We start from the raw sequence: 16034 nt of genomic DNA on the forward strand, positions 1-16034 counted from the left end.
CTTGGATCTCCGTGGCGCCGGGAAGGTTCCCGCGGGCATCGCCGTTACAATAGCGGGATGGACGTATCGCACCTGCTCGACGCACTCAATCCGGCCCAGCGCGAAGCCGTTTCGGCGCCGCCCGGCCATTATCTGGTCCTGGCCGGCGCCGGCAGCGGCAAGACCCGGGTGCTGACCCATCGCATCGCCTGGCTCAACGAAGTCTTCGGCGTGCCGACCCACGGCATCCTCGCGGTGACCTTCACCAACAAGGCCGCCGGCGAAATGCGCCAGCGCGTCGATGCGCAATTGCAGCGCGGCGCGCGCGGCATGTGGATCGGCACCTTCCACGGCCTGGCCCATCGCCTGCTGCGCCTGCACTGGCAGGAGGCCAAACTGCCGGAAGGCTTCCAGGTGCTCGACAGCGACGACCAACTGCGCCTGGTCAAGCGCGTGGTGCAGGCGCTGGAATTGGACGAGACCCGGTTCCCGCCGCGCCAGATCGCCTGGTGGATCAACGCCCAGAAGGACGAGGGCCGGCGCCCGCGCAACATCCAGCCCGCCGGCGACGATTGGTCGGACGTGATGCTGCGCTGTTACGAGGCCTACCAAGAGCGCTGCGAGCGCGCCGGCCTGGTCGACTTCGCCGAGCTGCTGCTGCGCGCGCACGAGTTGCTGCGCGACAACCCGGCCCTGCTGAGCCACTACCGCACCCGGTTCCGCGAGATCCTGGTCGACGAGTTCCAGGACACCAACGCGATCCAGTACGCCTTCGTGCGCGTGCTGGCCGGCGAGACCGGCCATGTGTTCGTGGTCGGCGACGACGACCAGGCCATCTACGGCTGGCGCGGCGCCAAGGTCGAGAACGTGCAGCGGTTCCTGCGCGACTTCCCCGGCGCGCAGACCATCCGCCTGGAGCAGAACTACCGCTCCAGCGCCAACATCCTCGACGCCGCCAATGCGGTCATCGCCCACAACCCGGACCGGCTCGGCAAGAAGCTGTGGACCGACACCGGCCACGGCGAGCCGATCGACCTGTACGCGGCCTACAACGAGATGGACGAGGCGCGCTTCGTGGTCGAGCGCCTGCGCCAGTGGGTGCGCGACGGCGGCAGCTATGGCGATGTCGCCGTGCTCTATCGCAGCAATGCGCAGTCGCGCGCCTACGAAGAAGCCTTGCTGTCGGAACAGGTCCCGTACCGGGTCTACGGCGGACAGCGCTTCTTCGAGCGCGCCGAAATCAAGGACACCCTGGCCTATCTGCGCCTGATCGCCAACCGCGACGACGACGCCGCGTTCGAACGCGCGGTCAACACGCCGACCCGCGGCATCGGCGAGCGCACCCTGGACGAGGTGCGCAAGCGCGCCCGCGCCGACGCGGTGTCGCTGTGGGAGGCCGCGCGTCGCGTGTCCGGCGAAAGCGTGCTGGCGGCGCGCGCGCGCAACGCCCTGGCCGGCTTCGCGGCGCTGATCGACGCCTTGCAGGCCGACGTGGCCGAGATCCCGCTGCAGGAGAAGATCGACCACGTGTTGCAGCGTTCGGGCCTGCGCGACCACTACGCCAACGAATCGCGCGGGCAGCTCGATTCGCGCACCGACAACCTCGACGAACTGGTTTCGGTGGCCTCGCGCTTCACCCGCAGCGACGAGGACGACGCGGCGGCGATGCCGGAGCTGATCGCGTTCCTCAGCTACGCCGCACTGGAAGCCGGCGAGGGCCAGGCCCAGGCCGGCGAAGACGGGGTCCAGCTGATGACCCTGCACAGCGCCAAGGGCCTGGAGTTCCCGCTGGTGTTCCTCGGCGGGCTGGAAGAAGGGCTGTTCCCCAGCGGGCGTTCGACCGAGGAGTCCGGACGCCTGGAAGAGGAGCGCCGCCTGGCCTATGTCGGCATCACCCGCGCGCGCGAGAAGCTGGTGCTGAGCTACGCCGAGACCCGGCGCATCCACGGCATGGACATGTTCGGCGTGCCCTCGCGCTTCTTGCGCGAGATTCCCACCGCGCTGCTCAACGAAGTGCGGCCCAAGGTGCAGGTGTCGCGGCCGATGTACAACGCCGCGCCGCGCCGCGACCCGGGCCATGCCGCGATCGAGGCGCCGCCGGTGCGGTTGGGCGCGCAGGTGCGTCATCCCAGCTTCGGCACCGGCACGGTCACCGACTACGAGGGCAGCGGCGCGCATGCGCGGGTGCAGGTCAATTTCGACGACGCCGGCAGCAAGTGGCTGGTGTTGGCGTACGCGAACCTGCAGCCGGCCTGAGCGGGCCGGCCGCAGCGGCTCGATCGGGTAGCATCGAGCGCGCCGAATCGATAGCAACGCCGGCCCGGCCGCGAGCGGCCGCCGGCGCAAGGACGAACCACCCCGCCGCCGCATCCGGCGACGGCGCAGCCAAGGAAAGCGACTCATGGATGCAAGCCAAGCTTCGGACCGGCCTGCTTCGAACCGGCCTGCTTCGGATCGGGGTGTTTCGGATCGGCGTGCTTCGGATCGGCACTGGAACCTGGCGATGTTCGGCTACGGCCTGATCGGCCTGTCCGCGGTCGTGGCGGCGCACCCGCAAGCCTATCTGTTCGGCAAGATCATGAGCGTGCCGGGCTGGGCCCCGGACTTGCCGTTCGGCATGGGCTTTCACGAACTGGTCGGCTTCGCCTTCCTCGCCCCGATCGCCTGGCTCAGCCGCGGCACCGCGGCGGCGTTGCGCGGGCTGCTGTTCTGTCTGCTGCTGACCCCGTTGCCGGCGTTGCTGCGCTTCGCCGCCGACCCGGGCCAGTGGCACAGCGGGCTGCCGATCAACCTCGCGTTCAATTACTTGTGGATCCAGTTGTCTTGCGTCGCGCCGGCGCTGGCGGTGCTGGTGCCGCGGCTGGCGCTGGCGTTGGGGCGACGGCTGCGTCGCGGCCGGACAGGCGCGAACGGCGAGGGCTGAGCGTCCTCCGCGTTAAGGCGCTTCCGGCAGCTCGAACGAGCGCAGCAGCAGATCGAAGCCGGGCTGGGTCTTGGCGAGGTCCTGTTCGGCGCCCTGGGTGATCAGGAAGGCGCTGCGGCGCGCGCCGGTGACCTTGCGGTACTCGCGCCGGTGCGGCACGTCGATGCCGCCCAGGCGCAGGCTGTAGCGCTCGCGGATCGCGCCCTCGGCGAAGCCGCTGCGCTCGAAGCGGTGGCCGGGCGCTTGCGCGGCCGGCAACTGCCGGTCGGCCTCGGCCGAGAAGCCGCGCGCGAACGTGTCCAGCTCCTGGCCGCGGCCGCTGCCGACGATGGCGACGAACAGCGCCGAGCCCGGGCTCTCCACGGTCAGGTAATGGATCTGGCCGATGCGCCGGTCTTCGCCGACCCGCCAGTTGCCGGGGATCTGCAGGCGCAGGCCGGGCGCGTGGTAGGCCTGCGGATGGTCCAGATCGGCGGCGCGCTCGCCGCAGCCGGCGAGCAGCCAGGCCAACGACAGCGTCAGCCACAGCCACGACCAACGGCCGGTGCGGTCGGCCGCTATCCGCCTGCGCGATTGCCGTCGGAACCCGAGCGCCATCGACGTCGTCCCTGTCGCCACCCCCCGTGGCCCGGCCACCCTAGCAGGCTGGGCGGACGATCTCGCGTGCCGGTCGGGCCGGCGCGGCGGTGCGGTTCAGCGCCGCGGTCCGGCGTTCAGTCCAGGGCGACGCCGAAGTGGAAGGCTTCGATGCGCAGGCGTTCGCGCAGATAGAACGCGTGTGCGTCCTGGCGCTGGGTGCCCGAGTCCAGTTGCAGGCGCCCGCAACCCAGGCGCTTGGCCTCGGCCTTGAGCCAGTCGAGCAGGGCCTTGCCGTAGCCGCGGCTGCGCACGGTCTGGTCGACGATCAGATCGTCGACATAGACGTGCAGGCCGACCGCGAGCATTTCCATCACCCGCCAACAGGCGAACCCGCGCGGCACGCCCTGCTCGTCGTAGACCACGGTGGCGCGGCAGCCTTCGGCGATCTGCCGGTGCATCTGGGCGACGAAGCGCTGCTCGTCGAATTCCGGGCGCAGTTGCGAGACCAGCGGCCAGACCTGGCGCAAGGCGGCGTCGCCGACGATGGTGCGGATATCCATGAGGCGCAGGAACGGTCGGTTAGGAGTCGGGAGACGGCGAACGCAGGGACTTCGACGGGCCGGGCGAGCGGAAGCCGGGGCGGCGCACCAGGCCCGCCGTCGCCGGACCAGGGCTCGCCGACCCGTGCTGCGTCACCAACTGAAAAGCTTGAAATACACCGGCGACACCGTGCCCTCGCCCTTGCTGCTGTCGAGGCGGCCGTCGCCGTTCTCGTCGACCAGGTAATAGACCGGGCCGCGCGCCGGGGTGACCTTGACCGCGCGCAGCTGGCCGGCGACGCGGTATTCCTCCAGCACGTCGCCGTTTTCGACCGTGCGAGTGCGGATTTCGGCGTTGCTGAGGCCGGCGGTGGGGTCGTCCGCGGCGGCGCCGGTGCTGGCGCAGCCGCTCAGGGCCAGGGCGAGCAGGGCGATGGCGGCGAACCGGGGCGGGGCAGGAGCGAACGTTGCGGCCGGCGTCGCGTGGGGGGCGCGCATGGCGGTTCTCCATTCTTGGGCGGTCTTTGCAGGCCGACAGGATACGCCGGATGGGGTGAAGCGCACGCATGACGCGGTGCCGGTTTCGGGCTGCGAGACCGGCAAGCGTAGAATCGAGGGCATGAAACGACTCGTCCTCATCGATGGTTCCAGCTACCTCTACCGCGCCTTCCATGCGTTGCCGCCGCTGAGCAACGACGCGGGCGAGCCCACCGGCGCCCTGTTCGGCGTGGTCAACATGCTGCGCTCGACCTTGAACGAACGGCCCGACTTCGTCGCCTTCGTGGTCGACGCGCCCGGCAAGACCTTCCGCGACGACCTCGACCCGCAGTACAAGGCCAACCGTCCGCCGATGCCGGACGACCTGCGCGCGCAGGTGCTGCCGATGTGCGAGATCGTCGAGGCGCTGGGCATCCCGATCTTGCGCATCGACGGGGTCGAGGCCGACGACGTGATCGGCACCCTGGCCCTGCGCGCCGCCGCCGAAGGCATCGACGTCACCATCTCCACCAGCGACAAGGACTTCGCTCAGTTGGTGCGGCCCGGCGTGGTCCTGGTCAATACCATGAGCGGCAGCCGCATGGATTCGGACGAGGCGGTGTTCGCCAAGTTCGGCGTCCATGCCAATCAGGTCATCGATCTGCTGTCGCTGATGGGCGACAGCGTCGACAACATCCCCGGCGTGGAGAAGTGCGGGCCCAAGACCGCGGCCAAGTGGCTGGGCGAGTACGGCACCCTGGACGGGGTGATCGAGCACGCCGCGCAGATCAAGGGCAAGATCGGCGACAACCTGCGCGCGGCGCTGCCGCGGCTGCCGTTGAACCGGCAGCTGGCGACGATCAAGACCGACGTCGAGCTCGAGCGCGGCCCGCAGGAGCTGGCCCTGCGCGAGCGCCACAACGAATCGCTGCGCACGCTGTATGCGCGCTACGGCTTCAAGCAGGCGCTGCGCGAACTCGAAGGCGGCGCCGCGGCGGCCGCCGACGACCTCGCCGCAGACCGCGCCGGCTTGCGCGCCACGGCCGCCGGCCATGCCCGTTCGAGTGCCGCCGCCGAAGCCCCGGACGCGGCCCTGGCCGCGCCGGGCGAGTACCAGGCGGTGACGAGCCCGGCCCAGCTCGACGCCCTGGTCGCCGAATTGCAGGCGTCCGACGAGTTCGCCTTCGACACCGAAACCGATTCTCTCGACGCGATGCAGGCCAATCTGGTCGGGCTGAGTTTCGCCACCCGCAGCGGCCGGGCGGTGTATGTGCCGGTCGGCCACGATTATCCCGGCGCGCCGGCGCAACTCGATCGCGAGCAGGTGCTGGCGGCGCTGCGGCCGGTGTTCGCCGACCCGAGCAGGCGCAAGATCGGCCAGCACGGCAAGTACGACCTGCACGTGCTGCGCCGGCACGGCGTCGAGGTCGCCGGCTACGCCGACGACACCATGCTCGAAAGCTTCGTCTACAACGCCACCGCCAGCCGTCACGACATGGACTCGCTGGCCAAGCGCTACCTGGGCTACGACACGATCAAGTACAGCGATGTCGCCGGCAAAGGCGCCAAGCAGATTCCGTTCTCCCAGGTCGCCATCGACGATGCGACCCGGTACGCCGCCGAAGACGCCGACGTGACCCTGCGCCTGCATCGGGTGCTGGGCCCGCGCCTGGCCGCCGAGCCGGCGCTGGAGCGGGTCTACCGCGAGATCGAAATGCCGCTGGTGCCGGTGTTGGCGCGGGTCGAAGCCAACGGCGTGATGATCGACGGCGACGAACTGCGCCGGCAGTCGGCCGACCTGGCGCGGCGCATGCTCGCCGCGCAGCAGAAGGCGACCGAGTTGGCCGGGCGCGCGTTCAACCTGGATTCGCCCAAGCAGCTCGGCGCCCTGCTGTTCGACGAGCTCAAGCTGCCGGCGCTAATCAAGACCCCGTCCGGCGCGCCCTCGACCAACGAAGAGGCGTTGGAAGCCATCGCCGACCAGCACGAACTGCCGCGGGTGATCCTGGAGTACCGCGGCCTGGCCAAGCTGCGCAGCACCTACACCGACAAGCTGTCGGAGATGGTCAATCCGCACACCGGCCGCGTGCACACCAGCTACCACCAGGCCGGCGCCGCCACCGGCCGGCTCGCCTCCAGCGATCCGAACTTGCAGAACATCCCGATCCGCACCGACGACGGCCGCCGCATCCGCCGCGCCTTCGTCGCTCCGGAAGGCCGCCGCCTGGTCGCCTGCGACTATTCGCAGATCGAATTGCGGATCATGGCCCATCTGTCGGAGGACACCGGCCTGGTACGCGCGTTCGAATCCGGCGCCGACGTGCACCGCGCCACCGCCGCGGAAGTATTCGGCAAGGCCTCGCTCGAGGAGGTCAGCGGCAACGAGCGCCGCGCCGCCAAGGCGATCAACTTCGGCCTGATGTACGGCATGAGCGCGTTCGGACTGGCGCGCCAGCTCGGCATCGGCCGCGGCGAGGCGCAGGGCTACATCGCCCTGTACTTCAGCCGCTATCCGGGGGTGCGCGATTTCATGGAGCGCACCCGCCAGGACGCGCGCGACAAGGGCTATGTCGAAACCGTGTTCGGCCGCCGCCTGTACTTGGACAACATCAAGGCCTCCAACCAGGGCCTGCGCGCCGGCGCCGAGCGCGCCGCGATCAATGCGCCGATGCAGGGCACCGCGGCCGACATCATCAAGCGCGCGATGATCGACATCGACGGATGGCTAGCCGGACAGGGCGAGCGGGCGAAGATGATCCTGCAGGTCCACGACGAACTGGTGTTCGAAGTCGAGGCCGGCTTCGTCGACACCCTGGTCGCCGAGGCGTCGCGCCGGATGGCGGCCGCGGCCAGTCTGCGGGTACCGCTCGTCGTCGACAGTGGGGTGGGTATTAACTGGGACGAAGCGCATTGATTATCTGGAAGCTATTGATTTTGCTGGAGTGGGCTTAATGAATCACTCCTGAATCCAACAAATTATTAACTCCGATCTTCACGAACTATCCATGTGGGAGATGGTCATATAGGCCGCGACAGATGCAACGTCTGTCGCTGATCTCTCCCTCCCCTGGAGTGATCCCCCGGAGCGTACGACCCCTCCCCAGGTCCCGCTCCACCAGCCCCGCCGGCCCCCCCTGCCCGCGGGGCTTTTTATTTGTGCCATGGAAAGTGCCGCGGGCCGATTTCATTCAGCGAGTTAATGTGCGGCGGTGCCGACATTAATCCAGTCACAGTTAACTATATAAATGTGCCAACTTCGTGGCGAGTCTTTGCTCGAACGCGCCGGCATGCCCGTATCGCCCCCACCGATGCCCCCGGCCCGTGCGCGCGACGGCGCCGACCTCAGAACCGGTAGGTCAGCGACAACGACAGCTCGCGGCCCGGCGAGGGGAAGCCGATGTAGCTCTTGGTCCCGGCCTGATAGCCATAAGTGCCGTGGTCGTAATAGAAGCGGTCGAACAGGTTGTTGACCGCCGCGCCGAGCTTGAGCCGGTCGTCGCCGAGCAGGTTCCAGTTCGCCATCACGTCGACTACCGCATAGCCGGGCTTGTCCGGCGCACCGGCGGCGATGGAGTTGCGCTCGTCCTCGACCAGGCGCGCACGGATCGCGTAGTCGGCCCGGGCCGAGGCCGGCTGCCAGTCGAAGCGCGCGGTCCAGGTGCGGCCGATGCTGGTGCCCAGGCCGAGGTCGGCGTCGTTGAGCGGGCGGCCGGCGAGCTTGTTGTCCGAGTTCCACACGCCCAGGCTCCAGCCCATGCGCTCCCAGCGTTGGCCGATCTCGGCCTCGTAGCCGTCGACCTCGGCCTGGCCGACGTTCTCCCAGTAGCCCCAGGCGCTGGCGCCGTCGTAGACCGCACTGATGTAGTCGTCGATGTGCTGGCGGAAGGCGGTGGCGCGGGCGAAGAAACCGTCGCGCTCCCAGGCGATGCCGATCTCCAGGTTGTCGGCGCGTTCGCCGTCGAGGTCGCCGCGATGGGTGTAGAGCGAGCTGAAGAAGGCCTCGCGGATGGTCACGCCGCGGAAGGCTTCCGAATAGGCCGCGCGCAGGCTCAGCGATTCGACCGGGGTCCAGGTCAGCGACAGGTTGGGGCTGAGCCTGGCCTGATCGTTGCGCGCGCCGGCGCTGATGCCGGATTCGCCCTTGTGCCGGTAGTCGTCCCAGCGCAGGCCGGCCGACAGCTTCCACTGCGGCGACGCCTGCCAATCGCCTTGAGCGTAAGCGCCGAACACCGTGGCGGTCTGCTCGGTGCGGCCCCAGAACGGGCGCGGCGTAGCCTGCTGCAGCGCGTGCAGACGGTCGCTGCGGTAGTCCACGCCGTAGGTCAGCGACAGCGCGTCCCGGGCCGAGGTGTTGCGCAGGTCGAAGCCGGTGCTGGTCTGCTCGCCCCAGCCGTACAGCAGGCCGGTGGTGTTGCGCCGGTTCTGGTAGTCGCTGCGGGTGCGGTAGGCGTTGAAGCGCAGGTTCAGCGCGTCGCCGTCGGGATCGAAGCGGTGCTCGTAAGCGTAGGTGGTGCGGCGCATGCGGTGGTCGGACAGCACGTAGCGGCCGGTGAAGTTGGTCATGTGCGGGCGTTCGTAGTACGTGCCGGTGTCTTCCAACTGCTCGGCCGAGACATCGAACTGGTGCGCGTCGAACAGGCCGCTGAGCTTGGCCTGGGCGCGTTCGTGGCGGTAGGCGGTCGGCTTGACCCGGTCGCCGTGGCCGTCGTCGTAGTCGCCGCCGTCCTGGTAGACGTAGGTGGCGAGCAGGCCGAGCCGGTCGGACAGGCGGCCGTAGCCGGCCAGCACGCCCTTGGCGCTGTTCTCGCCGTTGATTCCGGCCTGGGCCTTGATCAGCACGCCGGCGTCCTGGCCGGGGCGCAGCAGGTCGAAGGCGTCGCGGGTGCGCACCCGCATCGCGCCGATCAGCGCGCCGGCGCCGGCGGTGGCCGCGCCGGCGCCGGCGTCGAGTTCGATCGACTTGATGAACTCCGGTTCGATCTGCACCCGGGTCTGGTGGTGATAGAGCTCGGCCGGTTCCTGCGCGCCGTCGATGGTGACGTTGAGCAGGGTGTCTTCGAAGCCGCGCACATAGACCTTCTGCGCCACCGGCGAGCCGCCGCCGACCGCCACGCCGGATTCGTTCGACAGCAGGTCGCCGAGATCGGAAGCCTGGGTCAGTTCGATCTCGCCGCGATCGAGGTCGAAATTGCCGGGCTCGCGCTCGGCGACCACAGTGATCGCGTCCAGGGTGCGGGCGCTGTCGCCGCTGTCGGCGGCGTCGGCCGCATGCGCCAGCGGCGCGCAGGCGAGCAGGGCCAGGCCGGACAGCAGGCGGGAGGAAGAGGCGGACATCGGGCGGCGTTCCTTCGGCAGGGGCGCGAACGCGCGCCGCCGGACGGTCGCCGGGCGCCGGTTCTGCGCGGATATGGGAGAGGCTCCGCGCTGGCTGAAAATCACGGGCGGGCGAAGCGTGCGCATTCTGCGACGGTGGCGCAGAAGATGCAAATGCGAATCAAACTCAACAAGTGGCGCGGCGCACATTGCGCGACACGGCCGCATGCCGGCGGCTGCACGCGCGCTGCACGCGATCGCGGTCCAGAATCGACGCGTCCTGCCGTCGCGGTGCGGCCGCGGCGGCGTCCAAGCGATGCGGAGCCGTGCCGATGTCCGAAGCCTTCGATCTGTCTATGCCCTGGTGGCACTACCCGCTGCGGGCCTGCGTGGTCTATTTCGTGCTGCTGGCGCTGATCCGCCTGTCGGGCAAGCGCACCATGGGCCAATTCACCTCGTTCGACATGCTGCTGATCGTGTTGCTCGGCAACGCGGTGCAGAACGCTCTGCTCGGCAGCGATACCTCGGTCGGCGGCGGCCTGTTGCTGGCCGCGACGCTGATGGCCCTGAACTGGAGCGTGGGCTACGTCGCCGCGCGCAGTTCGCGCGCCGAACGCCTGCTGGAAGGCGAGCCGGTGGTGCTGGCGCGCCACGGCCGGGTACTCCGTCAGGTGCTGCGGCGCGAGCTGGTCAGCCGCGCCGACTTCGAAAAAGCGATGCGCGAGAACGACTGCGACGAAGTCGATCAGATCGAGGTGGCGATGCTGGAGACCAACGGGCGCATCACGATCTTGAAGCGGGGAGTCGGCCAGTAGGAGGCGACGGGCGACGCGCGGGGCGAGCGCGTTCGTGCGGTGCCTGCGGTCTCAGGCCTTCCATCCGGTGATCTGCGTTCCTTCAGATCCAGTCCCGCGGCACCAGATACTCCGCCAGCCGCGCCTCGTCGCTGCCGGCTTCGGGTTGGAAGCCGTATTCCCAGCGCACCAGCGGCGGCAGGCTCATCAGGATCGATTCGGTGCGGCCGCCGGACTGCAGACCGAACAGGGTGCCGCGGTCGAAGACCAGATTGAATTCGACGTAGCGGCCGCGGCGGTACAACTGGAACTGGCGTTCGCGTTCGCCGTAGGGCGTGTCGCGGCGACGTTCGATCAGCGGCAGGTAGGCGTCGAGGAACCCGTCGCCGACCGCACGCTGGTAGGCGAAGTCGCGTTCGAAGTCCTCGTGCAGATCGTCGAAGAACAGACCGCCGACGCCGCGGGTTTCGTTGCGGTGCTTGAGGAAGAAGTACTCGTCGCACCAGCGTTTGTGCGCCCGGTAGCGCTCGTCGCCGCCGAACGGCTCGCACAGCGCGCGCGCAGTGCGGTGCCAATGGCGCACGTCTTCGTCGAAGGGATAGAACGGGGTCAGGTCGAAACCGCCGCCGAACCACCAGGCCACGGTTTCGCCGTCGCGCATGGCGCGGAAGTGGCGCACGTTGGCGTGGGTGGTCGGCAGGTAGGGGTTGTGCGGATGGAACACCAGCGACACCCCGACCGCGCGCCAGGAGGCGCCGGCCAGTTCCGGCCGCGCCGCGCTGGCCGAGGGCGGCAGCTTGCTGCCTGACACGTCGGAGAAGCCGATCCCGGCTTGCTCGAACACCTTGCCGCCGCGCAGCACGCGGGTGCGCCCGCCGCCGCCTTCGGCGCGCTGCCACGGGTCTTCGACGAAGCGGGCGCCGCCGTCGGCCTGTTCGATGGCGGCGCAGATGCGGTCCTGCAGGCCGGTGAGGTAGTCGCGTACGCGGTCGAAATCGTTCATCCGCGCATTCTAGCGGCGTCGGCCGGCACGGATTTGATTTGGGTCAGACCGCCGCCTGCGGCGGCCTGTCGCAGCGGCGGCCGCGGAGGAGACCGGGACGACGGATAAGCAACCCGCGCCGGGGGGAGCGCCCGGCTCCCCCTCGTTGCTCGCTCCTCCGTCCTGCTGACCGGCTTCGCTTACTTCAGCGTGCGGTTGAACAGCTCATGGATGCGCCGGTACTCGTCGTACCAGGCGTCCGGATGGACGAAGCCGTGGCGCTCCAGCGGATACGGCGCGATCTCCCACTTGTCCTTGCGCAGTTCGATCAGCTTCTGGGTCATCATCACCGAGTCCTTGAAGAACACGTTGTCGTCGATCATGCCGTGGGCGATCAGCAGGTTGTCCTTGAGCCCGGCGGCGTACTCGATCGGCGAGGACTTCTTGTACGCCTCCGGATCGAGCTCGGGGGTGTTGAGGATGTTCGAGGTGTACTCGTGGTTGTACTGCGACCAGTCGGCGACCGGGCGCAGCGCGGCGCCGGCCTTGAACGTGCCGGGACTGCGGAACAGCGCCATGAAGGTCATGAAGCCGCCGTAGGAGCCGCCGTAGATGCCGGCGCGGTCGCGGTCGCCCTGTTTGTGGGCGACCAGCCAGTCCAGGCCGTCCAGGTAGTCCTCCAGTTCCGGATGGCCCATCTGGCGGTAGATCGCGGTGCGCCAGTCGCGGCCGTAGCCTTCCGAGGCGCGGTAGTCCAAGTCGAGCACGATGTAGCCTTCCTGCACCAGCAGGTTGTGGAACATCTGCTCGCGGAAGTAGTTCGGGTAGCGCGCGCTGACGTTCTGCAGGTAGCCGGCGCCGTGCACGAACATCACCACCGGGTACTTCTTGCCCGGTTCGACGGTCTTGGGCCCGTAGTACTTGCCCCAGACCGTGCCGGCGCCGTGCTTGGACGGGATCTGCACGTACTCCGGACGGATCCAGTCGCGCGCCTTGAACGCGTCCTTGCGGGTGTCGGTGAGCTTGGTCAGGCCTTCGCCGTCGCTGCCGACCACCGCCAGCTGCGGCGGCAGATAGCTGTCGGAATAGCGCACCAGCAGCTTGCGGCCGTCCGGCGACAGGGCGAAGTTCTCCACGCCGTCGAGTGCGGTGACCTCGCGCACGGCGCCGCCGTTGCGATCGACCGCGCAGACTTCGTAGTCGCCCGGCCACTTGCGGTTGCACAGGAAGTAGAAGCTCTTGCCGTCGGCGGACAGGCGCGGCTCGGAGACCTCCCACTGGCCCGAGGTCAGCGCGCGCGGCGCGCCGCCGTCGCTGAGGTAGAGGTGCGAATAGCCGCTCTGTTCCGACAGCAGCCACAGCGCGCCGTCCGGGGTCCAGCCGAAATCGTTGAAGTTCCAGCCGATCCAGGCCGGATCGGTGAGCCGGTGGCGGGTCTGCAGCTTGGCCTGGGCCAGGTCGACCGAGGCCAGCCAGCGGTCCTTGTTGTCGATCGCGCGGATCAGCACCGCGGCCTGGCGGCCGTCGTCGCTCCAGCGGATCGACACGCCGCTGCCGTCGCCGTCGGTTTCCACCCGCACCGGGCGGTCGCCCTTGAGCGGCTCCTGCTTGGCCGCCTTGCGCAGCGCCGCCAGCGGGTCGACGGCGATGCCCGGCAGCGCGTCGAACTTGAGTTCGCTGGCCTTGGCGTTGGCGACATCGATCAGCCACAGCTTCTGCGCCAGGGGGTCGTTGCGGCCGACGCGCGTGCGGACTTCCTCGAATTCCTCGTAGCCCGACTCGGTCACGTACTTGGGCATCTTGCCGCCCTGGCCGGCGTCGCCCTTCTTGGCCTGGGTCACCACCAGCAGGTAGCGCGCGTCCGGCGACAGCGCGCTGTCGGCGATCTCGACCTCGTCGCCGAGGTAGACCGGCCTGGGCGCGCGGCTGGGGTCGGCGCGGCGCCAGGCCTCGTCCTGCTCGCGCGCGGCCTCGCGCTGGGCGCGGTCGTTGCGCAAGGTGTCGATGGTCGCCAGCTGGAAATCGCGCAGCGCGTCGGCCTTGGGCGCCTTGGCCGGGTCGTTCTCGGCGCGCACCTGCGCGGCCTGGCTCACGCCCTGGCCGGCGCGCCACTGGTACCACTGGTTGTCGACCCGGAACACCAGGTTGCCGTCGCGGCCGAATTGCGGACGCGCCTCGGTGTCGTTGCTGCGGGTGACCTGGGTCAGCGCACCGCTGCGCAGATCGCGCACGAACACATCGCCATTGCGGACGAAGGCCATGCGCGTGCGCTGGGCGTCGTAGACCGGCGCCGCGGCGTCGAGTTCGGCGCGCGCCGCGCCGTCGACGCGTTGCGGCGCGCCGCCGGCGACGCCGGCCTGCCAGGTGTCGCGGATGATCGAATCGTCGCGCTTGAGCTGGTACTGCACGCGCTGGCCGTCCCAGGCCCACCAGGCGGCCTCGACCGGTGCGCCGATCCAGTCCGGGTTGGCCATGGTGTCGGCCAGGGTCAGCGGCGCGCTTTGGGCGAACGCGGCGGTGGCGAGCAGGGCGCAGGGCAGCGCGGCGAGCGTGGCGAAGGAGATGCGCATGGAGCGGGCTCTGGGGCGTGGGACAAAAGTGTGCGCAGGGTAGCAGCCGGGTGGGGGCGGGCGGGTCGGCCGTTGGTCACGGGGGAGCGGGGATTCGGGAATGGGGAATCGTTTGGGGCAATAGCCGGAGCGACGGGGTTTGCGGAATCGGGGATGGGGGCGGTGAGAGGGTTTGCGCAAAACTCGGGTGAGGGGCGGGCAACGGGGCGGAATCGGCTTGCGCGGGCGTGCTGCGGTTTGTCGCAGGGGCGCCGGCGATCGGCGCTGCGGCGGTGCGGCCGGTGGCGGCGGTACGGGCCTTGCGGCGACGGTGTTTGCGTTCGTGCGCGGGCTTCGGGCAAGCCGCCACCACGCTGCGCTCACCGGCTTTGCGGTTTATGTGGTTCCGGCAAGCCGTCGTCGCGGTTGCGTGCTGCGACGCAATATGACCCGGCCGGCGCACGCATCGCGCCGTGGAGGCAAGCGCGTGGACGCCCTGTTGCTGTCGCGGATCCAGTTCGGCTTCGTGGTTTCGTTCCATATCCTGTTCCCGGCCTTCACCATCGGCCTGGCGAGCTGGCTGGCGTTCGTGGAATGGCGCTGGCTGCGCACCCGCGACACCGGCTGGCGCGATCTGTATTTCTTCTGGACCAAGATCTTCGCCGTGTCGTTCGGCATGGGCGTGGTGTCCGGCATCGTCATGAGTTTCCAGTTCGGCACCAACTGGGCGGTGCTCAGCGAACAGGCCGGCAACATCCTCGGCCCGCTGCTGTCCTATGAGGTGCTGACCGCGTTCTTCCTGGAAGCGACCTTCCTCGGCGTGATGCTGTTCGGCTGGAACCGGGTCGACGAGAAGATGCATTTCCTCGCCACCTGCATGGTCGCGCTGGGCACGCTGATTTCGGCGTTCTGGATCTTGTCGGCGAACAGTTGGATGCAGACTCCCGCCGGCTACAAGATCGTCGACGGCGTGTTCGAACCCGCCGACTGGTGGGCGATCGTGTTCAACCCCTCGTTCCCGTACCGCCTCACGCACATGGTGCTGGCGGCGTTCATCACCACCTGCTTCGTGGTCGGCGGCGTGGCCGCGTCCTATCTGCTGCGCGGCGCGCACGTGGACGCGGCCAAGCGCATGCTCAAGGCGGCCACGGTATTCGCCGCGATCACCGTGCCGGCGCAGGTGCTGGTCGGCGATCTGCACGGGCTGAAGACCCGCGAGTACCAACCGATCAAGGTCGCGGCGATGGAGGCGCACTGGGAATCCAGGCCGGCCGGCGAGGGCGTGCCGCTGATCCTGTTCGCGGTGCCGAACGAAACCGCCGAGCGCAACGATTACGAAATCGCCGTGCCCAAGCTGGGCAGCCTGATCCTGACCCACACCCTGGACGGCGACATCCAGCCGCTGAAGTCGGTGCCGGCCAGCGAGCGGCCGCCGGTGAAGCCGGTGTTCTATGCGTTCCGGGTCATGGTCGGGCTGGGCGTGGCGATGCTGCTGGTGGCGCTGTTCTCGGCCTGGCAGTTGTGGCGCGGCCGACTGTACGGCTCGCGCCTGGCCCTGCACGGCTGGCGCTGGCTGAGCCTGAGCGGCTTCGTCGCCTTGTTGGCCGGCTGGTACGTGGTCGAGATCGGCCGCCAGCCTTACGTGATCTACGGCCTGCTGCGCACCGCCGACGCGGTCAGCCCGACGGTGGAGGCGGCGAGCGTGATGAGCTCGCTGCTCGTGTTCGCGGTGGTCTATCTGGTCGTGTTCGGCGCCGGCATCCGCTACCTGTTCCGCCTGGTGGCCAAGGGGCCGCACCCGCACGAGCCGCCGCCGCGCACCGTGCAGGGCGAGCGCACCGCGGCGCGGCCGCTGTCGGTGCCGGACGAATCCAGCGAGGCCGGCGCCTGAGCGCCGCC

At 69.3% G+C, this 16034-nt stretch carries 11 protein-coding genes; 5 read left to right on the forward strand and 6 right to left on the reverse strand.

What is annotated here, in order from left to right; genetic code table 11:
• Nucleotides 1-57: 57 nt before the first annotated feature.
• Both uvrD and V2J18_RS01345 read left to right on the forward strand, forming a co-directional pair.
• On the forward strand, nt 58-2235 hold the full coding sequence (uvrD, locus tag V2J18_RS01340) for a DNA helicase II (protein ID WP_064746566.1): 2178 nt from the start codon (nt 58-60) through the stop codon (nt 2233-2235).
• 247 nt (nt 2236-2482) lie between these two features.
• The gene (locus tag V2J18_RS01345) at nt 2483-2902 is read left to right on the forward strand and encodes a hypothetical protein (protein WP_336130671.1); all 420 of its coding nucleotides are present in this window, start codon (nt 2483-2485) and stop codon (nt 2900-2902) included.
• Between the two features lie 12 nt (nt 2903-2914).
• Here the strand turns inward: V2J18_RS01345 and V2J18_RS01350 are convergent, their stop codons facing one another.
• The 3 genes from V2J18_RS01350 to V2J18_RS01360 form a co-directional block, all read right to left on the reverse strand.
• The gene (locus tag V2J18_RS01350; protein ID WP_141233341.1) at nt 2915-3499 is read right to left on the reverse strand and encodes a hypothetical protein; all 585 of its coding nucleotides are present in this window, start codon (nt 3497-3499) and stop codon (nt 2915-2917) included.
• Between the two features lie 116 nt (nt 3500-3615).
• Complete coding sequence (locus V2J18_RS01355) at nt 3616-4041, reverse strand: GNAT family N-acetyltransferase (RefSeq protein WP_336130672.1); 426 nt, start codon at nt 4039-4041, stop codon at nt 3616-3618.
• Nucleotides 4042-4173: 132 nt separating this feature from the next.
• Complete coding sequence (locus V2J18_RS01360; RefSeq protein ID WP_064746562.1) at nt 4174-4518, reverse strand: DUF2782 domain-containing protein; 345 nt, start codon at nt 4516-4518, stop codon at nt 4174-4176.
• A gap of 121 nt (nt 4519-4639) precedes the next feature.
• On the opposite strand from V2J18_RS01360, the gene polA reads away from it, so the two are divergent.
• Nucleotides 4640-7411 (forward strand): DNA polymerase I, encoded by a 2772-nt coding sequence (gene polA, locus V2J18_RS01365; RefSeq protein ID WP_336130674.1) that lies wholly within the window; start codon nt 4640-4642, stop codon nt 7409-7411.
• 428 nt (nt 7412-7839) lie between these two features.
• Here polA and V2J18_RS01370 read toward each other — a convergent pair whose 3' ends face one another.
• A complete protein-coding gene (locus V2J18_RS01370) occupies nt 7840-9831 on the reverse strand; it encodes a TonB-dependent receptor domain-containing protein (RefSeq protein WP_336130675.1) in 1992 nt (663 codons plus the stop codon).
• A gap of 311 nt (nt 9832-10142) precedes the next feature.
• Between V2J18_RS01370 and V2J18_RS01375 the strand changes: the two genes are divergently transcribed.
• Complete coding sequence (locus V2J18_RS01375) at nt 10143-10625, forward strand: DUF421 domain-containing protein (RefSeq protein ID WP_336130676.1); 483 nt, start codon at nt 10143-10145, stop codon at nt 10623-10625.
• A gap of 82 nt (nt 10626-10707) precedes the next feature.
• Here V2J18_RS01375 and hemF read toward each other — a convergent pair whose 3' ends face one another.
• Together hemF and V2J18_RS01385 are read right to left on the reverse strand one after the other, a co-directional pair.
• Complete coding sequence (gene hemF / locus V2J18_RS01380) at nt 10708-11607, reverse strand: oxygen-dependent coproporphyrinogen oxidase (protein ID WP_064746558.1); 900 nt, start codon at nt 11605-11607, stop codon at nt 10708-10710.
• Nucleotides 11608-11786: 179 nt separating this feature from the next.
• On the reverse strand, nt 11787-14156 hold the full coding sequence (locus tag V2J18_RS01385; protein ID WP_336130677.1) for a S9 family peptidase: 2370 nt from the start codon (nt 14154-14156) through the stop codon (nt 11787-11789).
• Nucleotides 14157-14622: 466 nt separating this feature from the next.
• Between V2J18_RS01385 and V2J18_RS01390 the strand changes: the two genes are divergently transcribed.
• Nucleotides 14623-16026, forward strand: a complete 1404-nt coding sequence (locus V2J18_RS01390) for a cytochrome ubiquinol oxidase subunit I (RefSeq protein WP_064746556.1) — start codon at nt 14623-14625, stop codon at nt 16024-16026.
• The last annotated feature ends 8 nt before the right edge of the window (nt 16027-16034 follow it).

The sequence above is a fragment of the Lysobacter firmicutimachus genome, from assembly GCF_037027445.1.
Classification (GTDB): domain Bacteria; phylum Pseudomonadota; class Gammaproteobacteria; order Xanthomonadales; family Xanthomonadaceae; genus Lysobacter; species Lysobacter firmicutimachus.

Bases quoted from the DNA above. Each gene is read 5' to 3' on its own strand.
- uvrD (WP_064746566.1), top strand. From the start codon at position 58: ATGGACGTATCGCACCTGCTCGACGCACTCAATCCGGCCCAGCGCGAA.
- V2J18_RS01345 (WP_336130671.1), top strand. From the start codon at position 2,483: ATGTTCGGCTACGGCCTGATCGGCCTGTCCGCGGTCGTGGCGGCGCAC.
- V2J18_RS01350 (WP_141233341.1), bottom strand. From the start codon at position 3,499: ATGGCGCTCGGGTTCCGACGGCAATCGCGCAGGCGGATAGCGGCCGAC.
- V2J18_RS01355 (WP_336130672.1), bottom strand. From the start codon at position 4,041: ATGGATATCCGCACCATCGTCGGCGACGCCGCCTTGCGCCAGGTCTGG.
- V2J18_RS01360 (WP_064746562.1), bottom strand. From the start codon at position 4,518: ATGCGCGCCCCCCACGCGACGCCGGCCGCAACGTTCGCTCCTGCCCCG.
- polA (WP_336130674.1), top strand. From the start codon at position 4,640: ATGAAACGACTCGTCCTCATCGATGGTTCCAGCTACCTCTACCGCGCC.
- V2J18_RS01370 (WP_336130675.1), bottom strand. From the start codon at position 9,831: ATGTCCGCCTCTTCCTCCCGCCTGCTGTCCGGCCTGGCCCTGCTCGCC.
- V2J18_RS01375 (WP_336130676.1), top strand. From the start codon at position 10,143: ATGTCCGAAGCCTTCGATCTGTCTATGCCCTGGTGGCACTACCCGCTG.
- hemF (WP_064746558.1), bottom strand. From the start codon at position 11,607: ATGAACGATTTCGACCGCGTACGCGACTACCTCACCGGCCTGCAGGAC.
- V2J18_RS01385 (WP_336130677.1), bottom strand. From the start codon at position 14,156: ATGCGCATCTCCTTCGCCACGCTCGCCGCGCTGCCCTGCGCCCTGCTC.